The sequence below is a fragment of the Kitasatospora sp. MY 5-36 genome, from assembly GCF_001182915.1.
In the GTDB taxonomy this organism is placed as follows: Bacteria; Actinomycetota; Actinomycetes; order Streptomycetales; family Streptomycetaceae; genus Kitasatospora.
On sequence record NZ_LFVW01000419.1, the window covers coordinates 1 to 10,271 of the forward strand.

10 protein-coding genes and 1 riboswitch are annotated in these 10,271 nt (G+C 73.1%); of the genes, 6 read left to right on the top strand and 4 right to left on the bottom strand.

Annotated elements, in window-relative coordinates; translation table 11 throughout:
- A partial coding sequence (locus AE652_RS25115) for an FAD-dependent oxidoreductase (protein ID WP_159028553.1) occupies positions 1 to 421 on the bottom strand: 421 nt, incomplete at its 3' end.
- An 83-nt stretch (positions 422 to 504) separates the two neighbouring features.
- Positions 505 to 617: riboswitch (TPP riboswitch) on the top strand.
- Positions 618 to 620: 3 nt separating this feature from the next.
- Between AE652_RS25115 and thiO the strand changes: the two genes are divergently transcribed.
- The 4 genes from thiO to pknB all read left to right on the top strand — a co-directional run bounded on the left by thiO (position 621) and on the right by pknB (position 4,747).
- Positions 621 to 1,796 (top strand): glycine oxidase ThiO, encoded by a 1,176-nt coding sequence (gene thiO, locus AE652_RS25120; RefSeq protein ID WP_234348525.1) that lies wholly within the window; start codon positions 621 to 623, stop codon positions 1,794 to 1,796.
- Complete coding sequence (thiS, locus tag AE652_RS25125) at positions 1,793 to 2,077, top strand: sulfur carrier protein ThiS (RefSeq protein ID WP_082345950.1); 285 nt, start codon at positions 1,793 to 1,795, stop codon at positions 2,075 to 2,077. Before thiO ends, thiS begins: the two co-directional genes overlap by 4 nt.
- A gap of 3 nt (positions 2,078 to 2,080) precedes the next feature.
- Positions 2,081 to 2,878, top strand: coding sequence for a thiazole synthase (locus AE652_RS25130; protein ID WP_049655375.1), 798 nt, complete (start codon positions 2,081 to 2,083; stop codon positions 2,876 to 2,878).
- An 84-nt stretch (positions 2,879 to 2,962) separates the two neighbouring features.
- A complete protein-coding gene (gene pknB / locus AE652_RS25135) occupies positions 2,963 to 4,747 on the top strand; it encodes a Stk1 family PASTA domain-containing Ser/Thr kinase (RefSeq protein ID WP_053112234.1) in 1,785 nt (594 codons plus the stop codon).
- A gap of 13 nt (positions 4,748 to 4,760) precedes the next feature.
- Here pknB and AE652_RS25140 read toward each other — a convergent pair whose 3' ends face one another.
- On the bottom strand, positions 4,761 to 5,390 hold the full coding sequence (locus AE652_RS25140; protein WP_049655378.1) for a molybdopterin-dependent oxidoreductase: 630 nt from the start codon (positions 5,388 to 5,390) through the stop codon (positions 4,761 to 4,763).
- A gap of 277 nt (positions 5,391 to 5,667) precedes the next feature.
- Between AE652_RS25140 and bfr the strand changes: the two genes are divergently transcribed.
- On the top strand, positions 5,668 to 6,147 hold the full coding sequence (gene bfr, locus AE652_RS25145) for a bacterioferritin (RefSeq protein ID WP_049655380.1): 480 nt from the start codon (positions 5,668 to 5,670) through the stop codon (positions 6,145 to 6,147).
- A 31-nt stretch (positions 6,148 to 6,178) separates the two neighbouring features.
- On the opposite strand, the gene AE652_RS25150 is transcribed toward bfr, so the two are convergent.
- Both AE652_RS25150 and AE652_RS25155 read right to left on the bottom strand, forming a co-directional pair.
- Complete coding sequence (locus AE652_RS25150) at positions 6,179 to 6,478, bottom strand: bacterioferritin-associated ferredoxin (RefSeq protein WP_049655381.1); 300 nt, start codon at positions 6,476 to 6,478, stop codon at positions 6,179 to 6,181.
- Positions 6,479 to 6,638: 160 nt separating this feature from the next.
- Positions 6,639 to 7,988, bottom strand: coding sequence for a class II 3-deoxy-7-phosphoheptulonate synthase (locus AE652_RS25155; protein WP_049655382.1), 1,350 nt, complete (start codon positions 7,986 to 7,988; stop codon positions 6,639 to 6,641).
- A gap of 302 nt (positions 7,989 to 8,290) precedes the next feature.
- Between AE652_RS25155 and AE652_RS25160 the strand changes: the two genes are divergently transcribed.
- Positions 8,291 to 10,228 carry an anthranilate synthase family protein gene (locus AE652_RS25160; protein WP_049655384.1) on the top strand — a complete coding sequence of 646 codons (1,938 nt, stop codon included), beginning with the start codon at positions 8,291 to 8,293 and terminating at the stop codon, positions 10,226 to 10,228.
- Positions 10,229 to 10,271 lie beyond the last annotated feature (43 nt).

Genomic DNA, 10,271 nt, shown 5'->3' on the forward strand with positions numbered 1-10,271 from the left:
CGGGGCGCAGCAGCGCGCGCAGCGCCAGGGCGTCGTCCAGGGTGTGCAGCAGGTGCGCCCGCTCGGCGCCGGGCAGGGCGCGCGGCACGGCGCCGGTGGCGATCACCAGCGAGCCGTACGGGAGGTCGCCGCCGTCGGTGTGCAGCACGCCGGGGGTGAGGCCGGTGGCGCGGCGGCCGGTGAGCAGCTCGATGCCGAGCTGCCCGTAGTCGATGTCCAGGGCGGTGGAGTCGGCCTTGCCGAGCAGCACGTCCTTGGAGAGCGGCGGCCGGTCGTACGGCGCGTGCGGCTCCTCGCCGACCAGCGTGATCCGCCCCTGCCGGCCGCCCTGCCGCAGCTTGAGGGCGCACTGCGCCCCGGCCAGCCCGGCGCCGACGACGACCACCCGATCCGTTCCGCTCAGCTCTGCCACGCCCGCCACTGTACTCAGCGCGACGCGGCGGCCTCCGGGCCGTCCGCCCCGCGTACGGGCCTTCGGCCGGGCCGACCCCCGGCGTTAAGGTGGGAGGACCACACGGGAGCCCGGCGGACCGGGCTGAGAGGCGGGCTGACACGGCCTGCGACCGTCCGAACCTGATCCGGGTCATACCGGCGAAGGGAGAAGAGCAGCCTTGTCACGCTTGCCATCAGGCACCCATGCCGACGTGCTGGTGATCGGCGGGGGCGTCATCGGCCTCGCCGTCGCCTGGCGCACCGCGCGGCGCGGGGCGCGGAACGTGATCGTGGTCGACCCCGCCCACGGCGGCGGGGCCGCCGGGGTCGCGGCCGGGATGCTCGCCCCGGTCACCGAGCTCCAGTACGGCGAGGAGCCGCTGCTGCGCCTCGGGATGGCCTCGAACGAGCGGTACGAGACCTTCGCCGCCGAGCTCTCCGAGGCGAGCGGCGGCCTGGACACCGGCTACCGCCGCTGCGGCACGATCGCCGTCGCGCTGGACTCCGACGACCGCGAGGAACTGCGCGAGCTGTACGCCTTCCACCAGCGGCTGGGCCTGGACTCGACCTGGCTGACCGGCCGGGAGGCCCGCAGGCTGGAGCCGATGCTGGCCCCCGCCGTCCGCGGCGCCCTGCACGCCGCGGACGACCACCAGGTGGACCCCCGGCGCCTGCTCACCGCCCTGGTCGCGGCCTGCGGGCGCGCGGGCGTCCTGCTGCACCGCGCCGAGGCCGTCGAGCTGCTGGTCGAGGACGGCCGCGCGACCGGCGCCCGGCTGAGCACCGACGAGACGGTGACCGCCGACCAGGTCGTGCTCGCCGCCGGCCCGCACAGCCACCGGCTGCCCGGTCTGCCCGAGGGGGTGCTGCCCGCGATCCGCCCGGTGAAGGGGCAGGTGCTGCGGCTGCACGTGCCGGAGGCCTACCGGCCGTTCCTCTCCCGCAACGTCCGCGCCGTGGTCCGCGGCCGGCACCTGTACCTGGTCCCCCGGGAGAACGGCGAGCTGGTCGTCGGCGCGACCACCGAGGAGCAGGGCTACGACACCACCGTCACCGCCGGCGGGGTGTACGAACTCCTGCGGGACGCCCACGAGTTGGTCCCGGGGATCACCGAACTCCCGCTGCGCGAGACCTCCGCCGGGCTGCGCCCCGGCTCGCCGGACAACGCCCCGCTGCTGGGCCCGACCCCGCTGCCCGGGCTGGTCGCCTCCACCGGCCACTACCGCAACGGCGTGCTGCTCACCCCGGTGACCGCCGACCTGGTCTCCGAGTACCTGGTCACCGGTGAAGTCCCCGAGCTCGCAAGGCCGTTCACCCCCACCCGGTTCTCCTCCGAATCCCCCGTCGCGAAGGCCTCCGCATGACCGAGATCGCCCTGACCGAGAACGCCCCGCACGAGCACGCCGTGCACGAGGACGCCCCGACCCCGGCCGCCCCGGCCGAGATCGCCCTGACCGTCAACGGCGAGCCCCGCCGGGTGCCCGCCACGACCACCCTCGCCGAGCTGGTGGCCTCCGTCAGCGCCGCCAACACCGGCGTCGCCGCCGCGCTCAACGAGGCCGTGGTGCCGCGCGGTTCGTGGCCCGGGACGGCACTGGGCACCGGCGACCGGATCGAGATCCTCACCGCCGTCCAGGGAGGCTGAACCATGGCCGACGATCTGCTGACCATCGCCGGGACGGCCTTCTCCTCCCGGCTGATCATGGGCACCGGCGGCGCCCCCAGCCTGGAGGTCCTGGAGCGCGCGCTGCTCGCCTCCGGCACCGAGCTGACCACCGTCGCGATGCGCCGGGTCGACGCCACCACCCAGGGCTCCGTGCTGGACGTGCTGACCCGCAACGGCATCCGGGTGCTGCCCAACACGGCCGGCTGCTTCACCGCCGGCGAGGCCGTGCTGACCGCCCGGCTGGCCCGCGAGGCGCTCGGCACCGACTGGGTCAAGCTGGAGGTGATCGCCGACGAGCGCACCCTGCTGCCCGACCCGATCGAGCTGCTGGACGCCGCCGAGACGCTGGTCGACGACGGCTTCACCGTCCTGCCGTACACCAACGACGACCCGGTGCTGGCCCGCAAGCTGGAGGACGTCGGCTGCGCGGCCATCATGCCGCTGGGCTCGCCGATCGGTTCGGGCCTGGGCATCCGCAACCCGCACAACTTCCAGCTGATCGTGGAGGGCGCGGGCGTCCCGGTGATCCTGGACGCGGGCGCCGGCACCGCCTCCGACGTGGCGCTGGCGATGGAGCTGGGCTGCGCCGCGGTGATGCTCGCCTCCGCGGTGACCAGGGCTCAGGACCCGGTGCTGATGGCCGAGGCGATGCGGCACGCCGCCGAGGCGGGCCGGCTCGCCCACCGGGCCGGCCGGATCCCGCGCCGCTTCCACGCCGAGGCCTCCTCCGCGATGGCCGGCCGGGCCGACCTGGACACCCGCGAGCACCCGGCGTTCTGAACCGTCGCGCATGTCACAAGCCGGTCCCGGAGGCGGTGTCCGCCGGGACCGGGCGGTCCCGCACCCTAGACTCTCCGAGTGGACATGGCACTGCACGACCCCCTGATCGGCGCCCTGCTCGACAACCGGTACCGGGTCGAGCAGCGGATCGCGACCGGCGGGATGTCCACCGTCTACCGGGGCACCGACACCCGGCTGGACCGGGTGGTCGCGCTCAAGGTGATGCACCCCTCGCTGGCCGGTGACGAGGGCTTCACCGCCCGCTTCATCCGCGAGGCCAAGGCGGTCGCCAGGCTCACCCACCCCAACGTGGTCAACGTCTTCGACCAGGGCGCGGACGGCGGCCACGTCTTCCTCGCCATGGAGTACGTGCCCGGCCGCACCCTGCGCGACCTGCTGCGCGACCGCGGCGCGCTGTCCGTCCGGGCCGCGCTGGACGTGCTGGAGCCGGTGCTCGCCGCGCTCGGCGCCGCCCACCGGGCCGGGCTGGTCCACCGCGACGTCAAGCCCGAGAACGTGCTGATCACCGAGGGCGGCCTGGTCAAGGTCGCCGACTTCGGCCTGGTCCGGGTGCTCGGCAGCGCCGACGGCGCGCCCACCTCGACCACCACCGCGACCGGCGGCACCGTCATGGGCACCGTCTCCTACCTGGCCCCCGAGCAGATCCTCCCGGACGCCCCCACCGACCAGCGGGTGGACGTCTACGCGTCCGGCATCCTGCTGTACGAGATGCTCACCGGCCGCCGCCCGCACACCGGCGACAACCCCGTCCAGGTCATGTACAAGCACCTGCACGAGGACGTCCCGGCCCCCTCGCTGGTCGCCCCCGCCGTCGGCCCCGAGCTGGACGCGATAGTGGCCGCCGCCTGCGCCCGGTCCGCCGGCGCCCGCCCGTACGACGCGGTCGAGCTGCTCGCCGCCCTCCAGCGGGTGCGCCGCACCCTCGCCCCGGCCGCGCTGGACGCCGAGCCGCCGGCCTCCACCCGCCCCAGCCCGCGCTACCCGACCAGCGAGCCGACCTCGGTGATCCAGCCGCTGCCGCGGCCCGCCGAGGCCCCGCCGACGGAGCGCACCAGCGTGCTGGACATGCCGCCGGAGCTGATGGACGAGCTGCTCGCCGAGCCGCGCCCGTACGACGAGCCGACCCCGGTGCACCGGCGCCGGCCCCGGCCGGGCCCGCTGCGCCGCCTCCCCCGCCGGACGCTGGTCTGGACGGCCGCGCTGGCCGCGCTGGTGCTGGCGATCGGCGGTGTCACCTACGGGATCTCCGAGGGGTTGTACGGCTCGGTGCCGGGCGTGCTCGGCAAGGACCGGGCCGAGGCGCAGCGGGTCCTGGACAAGGAGGGCCTGCACGGCAGGTTCGTCGAGGTGTTCAGCGAGTCCGTCCCGTCCGGGCAGGTGATCGCCACCGACCCCGGGGTGGGCGCGCGCACCCGCAAGAGCGACAGCGTCACCGTCACCCTCTCCAAGGGCCCCAAGCGGATCGCGGTGCCGGACCTCACCGGGAAGAGCGCCGCCGACGCCGCCGCGGCCCTGACCGGCGCCCAGCTGACCAGGGGCGGCGTGACCGAGACCTACGACGACACGGTGCCCGAGGGCTCGGTGATCAGCAGCTCGCCGGCGGCCGGGCAGCTGCTGCAGGAGAACAGCGCGGTGTCGCTGGTGGTCAGCAAGGGCATGGTGCCGGTCCCGAACGTCACCGGGATGGGCAAGGACGAGGCGCAGAAGGCGCTCCAGGCCGCGGGCTTCACCATGCAGACCAGCGGCTGGGACGTGTTCGGCGCGGTCACCTCCTCCGGCCAGAGCCCGGCGGCGGGCGAGCGGCGCCCGCAGCGCAGCGTGGTGACGGTCAAGTTCTCGCTGTTCTAGGCCCCGGGCGGGCTCAGCGCAGCGGCCCGTCGCCGGGCTCCTCCTGGTAGGAGTAGCGCTGCTCGCCCCAGGGGTCGGCGAGGTTGTGGTAGCCGCGCTCCTCCCAGAAGCCGCGCCGGTCGGCCCGCATGTACTCGACCGCGCGCACCCACTTGGGGCCCTTCCAGGCGTACAGCCGCGGCACCACCAGCCGGACCGGGAAGCCGTGTTCGGCGGTGAGCGCCTCGCCGTTGCGGTGGGTGGCGAGCAGCGTGCGCGGGTCGGCGAAGTCGGCCAGGCGCAGGTTGGCGCTGTAGCCGTACTCGGCCCAGACCATGACGTGGGTGACGCCCGGCGCCGGGGGCACCAGGTCGAGCACGGCGGCGGCCGACACGCCCGTCCACTCGTTGCCGAGCACCGAGAACTTGGTCACGCAGTGCAGGTCCCCGACGACGGTGCTGCGCGGCAGGGCGCTGAAGGCCTCGAAGTCCCAGCTGTGCTTCTCCGCCGAGGCGGTGGCGCCGAACACCTGGAGGTCCCAGGTCAGCGGCTTGAAGCGGGGCACCGGCCCGTAGTGCAGGGCGGGCCAGCCGCGCTGCGCGCGCTGTCCCGGGGGGAGCCTCGGGTCAGACGGCGGAAGCGGTTCGTGTTTCGACTGACCCATGGATCCATGGTGACAGACGGCGGACGAGCCTCGGCGCGCGCCCCTTTGCGCGGATCCGCGCCCCTGCCCGTACGGCCCAGCGGTCGGCCGCCCACCAGCACGTTTCACCATGAATCGGATATTCCGACACATGTCCTAGTGAGTGTGAACTTACTGGAATTTCCTCCCAAAGCGGTGCCAGGATGCGCAGCGCAGGACTCAGTACCGGACCCACCGCAGGACTTCACGCAGGACTCAGCGCAGGACACACGGCAGCACGAGTGCAGGAGGCATCACCATGCAGGGCGATCCCGAGGTCATCGAGTTCCTCAACGAGCAGCTCACCGCCGAGCTGACCGCGATCAACCAGTACTTCCTGCACGCCAAGATGCAGGAGAACTTCGGCTGGACGAAGCTCGCCAAGTACACCCGGCACGAGTCCTTCGACGAGATGAAGCACGCCGAGACGCTCACCGACCGGATCCTGTTCCTGGAGGGGCTGCCCAACTACCAGCGGCTGTTCCACGTCCGGATCGGCCAGACGGTCAAGGAGATGTTCGAGGCGGACCGCCAGATCGAGGTCGAGGCGATCGACCGGCTCAAGCGCGGGATCGTGGTGATGCGGGCCAAGAACGACGTCACCTCGGCGAACATCTTCGAGGACATCCTGGCCGACGAGGAGCACCACATCGACTACCTCGACACCCAGCTGGAGCTGCTGGAGAAGCTCGGCGAGGCGCTCTACCTCGCCACGGTGATCGAGCAGCCGGAGTCCTGAGGCCACGGCCCGCTCGGGCCGCCCGGCCCGGTCAGGCCGCCCGGTTCGCCCGGGTCACCCGCAGCGGGACCACCGGGGCGGCCTCCGGGGCCGGAGCCGACGGCACCGCCGGGTCCTCCGGGTCCGCGAGGCCGAGCTTTGCGGCCAGCCGGGCGGTCGGGCAGGGGCGGGCGCCGTGCTCGCCGAGCAGCGCCTGGATGCGCCGCACGCAGGACCCGCAGTCGGTGCCGGCCCGGCAGCCCTTCGCTATCTGGCGCGGGGTGTTGGCACCGCCGTCGATCGCCTTCTTCACCTGGTCCTCGGTGACCGCATGGCACATGCACACGTACATCGCGGTCTCTCCCGGGAGTGAAGCGGAGTGGATCTTGACTAAGGTCAGCCTTAGTTCACTGAGGCTTACCTTACCCGGCGAAACGGGTACGAAAAAGCCCCTCCGGGCTCGGGGACACCGAATCCGGAGGGGCCTTCGTCACATCGGACGGGCACCGGGCCTACTGGCCGCGGTACATCTCCGCCACCAGGAACGCCAGGTCCAGCGACTGGCTGCGGTTGAGGCGCGGGTCGCAGGCCGTCTCGTAGCGCTGGTGCAGGTCGTCCACCAGGACCTCGTCGCCGCCGCCGACGCACTCGGTGACGTCGTCGCCGGTCAGCTCCACGTGGATGCCGCCCGGGTGGGTGCCGAGCGCGCGGTGCACCTCGAAGAAGCCCTTGACCTCGTCCAGGACGTCGTCGAAGCGGCGGGTCTTGTGCCCGCTGGAGGCCTCGAAGGTGTTGCCGTGCATCGGGTCGCAGATCCACACCGGCCGGGCGCCGGAGGCGGTGACCTTCTCCACCAGGGTGGGCAGGTGCTCGCGGATCTTGCCCGCGCCCATCCGGGTGATGAAGGTCAGGCGGCCGGGCTCGCGCTCCGGGTCCAGCTTCTCGATCAGGGCGAGCGCGTCGTCGACCGAGGTGGTCGGGCCGAGCTTGACGCCGATCGGGTTGCGGATCTTCGAGGCGAACTCGATGTGCGCGTGGTCCAGCTGCCGGGTGCGCTCGCCGATCCACACCATGTGGCCGGAGACGTCGTACAGCTCGCCGGTGCGCGAGTCCACGCGGGTCAGCGCGGTCTCGTAGTCCAGGACCAGCGCCTCGTGCGAGGAGAAGAACTCGACCGCCTTGAACTCCTCCGGCACCACGCCGCAGGCGCTCATGAACGCCAGGGCGTTGTCGATCTCCCGGGCGAGCTGCTCGTAGCGCTGGCCGGCCGGCGAGTTGCGGACGAAGTCCTGGTTCCAGGCGTGCACCTGGCGCAGGTCCGCGTAGCCACCGGTGGTGAAGGCGCGCACCAGGTTGAGCGTCGCGGCGGACGCGTTGTACATCCGCTTCAGGCGCTCGGGGTTCGGGATGCGGGACTCGGGGGTGAACTCGAAGCCGTTCACCGAGTCGCCCCGGTAGACCGGCAGGGTCACGCCGTCGCGGGTCTCGGTCGACTTGGAGCGCGGCTTGGAGTACTGGCCGGCGATGCGGCCGACCTTCACCACCGGCACCGAGGCCGCGTACGTCAGTACGGCGGCCATCTGGAGCAGCGTCTTCAGCTTGTTGCGGATGTGCTCCGCCGAAACGCCGTCGAAGGCCTCGGCACAGTCACCGCCCTGGAGGAGGAAGGCCTCCCCGCGCGCCACGGCTCCGAGCCGGGCGCGCAGCTGGTCGCACTCGCCGGCGAAGACGAGCGGCGGATAGGACGCGAGCTCGGCAAGGGTCTTGCGCAGAGCCTCTTGGTCCGGCCATTCAGGCTGCTGCGCCGCGGGCAGGGACTGCCAGGAGTGGGCAGCCCTCGATGTCTCAGTCGTAGCGGTCACACCGCCAAGGCTACGGGGTGGCAGGAGTGACTCGTGCCTATTGCCCGAGGAATGAGACACATCTCGGACAAAGACGTGATGCCCCTCACCCGCCCCGACGCATCCGCTAGTCTCGAACCATGCACGCGCCCCACAGCCACTCCTGGTGGTGGGCCTCCCCCCAGGGTGGCCCACAACTGGCGCGTTCCTAGACGAACACGACGGCCGCCCCTCGGGGCGGCCGTCGGCGTCTGAGCAGACGGCCCTCCGGGAGCGGACCTTGCACCGCCTCTCACCAGTCCACCCGGAAGGAAGCCGTTCCCGTGACCACCGCTGTCGACCTGCTCGCCCGTCTCACCGGCCCCGATGCCCCCGCGTTCGCCCTGCTGCACCGTCGCACGCCCCGGCTCAGCCCGGACACCGTCGAGGTGCTGCTGGGCACCGTCGACAGCTACGAGCACCTCGCCGACCTGCCCGTACGCAGCGGCCCACCGGCCGGCGGCGGCCCGGTGCACGACCTGCTCGCGCTCGTCCCGTACCGCCAGATCCGCGAGCGCGGCTTCGAGGCGCACGACGACGACACCCCGCTCCAGGCCCTCTCGGTGACCGAGCAGCACGCCCTGCCGTTGGCCGAATTCACCTACGCCCTACCGAAGTTGCCGGTCTCACTTGCCGGTGGCGGGTTCGATGTGGACGACGACGCGTACGCCGCGATCGTCCGCCGGGTGATCCAGGACGAGATCGGGAACGGCGAGGGCGCCAACTTCGTCATCCGGCGCGACTTCCACGCGACGATGGAGGACTTCTCCCCCGAGCTCGCGCTGACGCTCTTCCGGCGGCTGCTGGAGCAGGAGCGCGGCGCGTACTGGACCTTCCTGGTGCACACCGGCGACCGGGTCCTGGTCGGCGCCTCCCCCGAGGTGCACGTCCGGCAGAGCGGCGGCACCGTCGTGATGAACCCGATCTCCGGCACCTACCGCTACCCGGCCGGCGGCTCCGACCTCGACTCGCTGCTCCAGTTCCTGCACGACCCCAAGGAGTTGGAGGAGCTCACCATGGTCGTGGACGAGGAGCTCAAGATGATGTGCACGGTCGGCGACCTCGGCGGCCAGGTGCTCGGGCCCCGGCTCAAGGAGATGGCCCACCTCGCCCACACCGAGTACGAGCTGCGCGGGCGCACCTCGCTGGACGTCCGCGACGTGCTCCGCGAGACGATGTTCGCGGCCACCGTCACCGGCAGCCCGGTCGAGAACGCCACCCGGGTGATCAAGCGCTACGAGCCCACCGGACGCGGCTACTACTCCGGCGCGCTCGCCCTGATCGGCCGCGCCGCCAGCGGCGGGCAGCTGCTGGACTCGCCGATCTGCATCCGCACCGCCGACATCGACCCGGCCACCGGCCGACTGGTCGTCCGGGTCGGCGCCACCCTGGTGCGCCACTCCGTCCCGGAGTCCGAGGTCGCCGAGACCCACGCCAAGGCCGCCGGGGTGCTCACCGCGATCGGCGCCCGGCCCGCGCCCACCCGGCTGCCCCACCCGACCGGGCCCCGGCTCGCCGACGACCACCGGGTGCAGGCCGCCCTGGACTCCCGCCGGGCCGACCTCGCGCCGTTCTGGCTGCGGATGCAGCAGCCGGCCGAGATCACCGAGGCCGAGCCGACCCTGGTCGTGGACGGCGAGGACACCTTCACCTCGATGCTCTCCCACCTGCTCGGCTCGCTCGGCCACCGGGTGGCGGTGGCCCGCTACGACGAGCCGGGGCTGCGCGAGCGGGTCGCGGCGCACCGGGGCGCGCTGGTGCTCGGCCCCGGCCCGGGCGACCCGGCGCTCGCCGACGACCCCAAGATGGTGCTGCTGCGGCCGATCGTCGCGGACGCGCTGGCCGCCGTCCGCTCCGGCGCCCGCACCTCGCCGCTGCTCGCGGTCTGCCTGAGCCACCAGCTGCTGGCCGCCGAACTCGGGCTCCCGCTGGGCCGCAAGGCCGTCCCGTACCAGGGGGCGCAGGAGCGCATCGACCTGTTCGGCGCCAAGCGCACGGTCGGCTTCTACAACACCTTCACCGCGCGCTGCTCGGAGGCCGACGCGGCGCGGCTCCTCGGCGAGGGCGTCGAGGTCTCCCGGGACGCCGCCACCGGCGACGTGCACGCGCTGCGCGGGCACGGCTTCGCGGGGCTCCAGTTCCACCCGGAGTCGGTGCTCACCCGTGACGGGGTCGGCATCGTGGCGGGCCTGCTGCGCGAGGCGACGGCCGCGCTGCGCTGAGCCGGCGGCGCGGCCCCGGGCGGATGTGCCCCGCCCGGGGCCG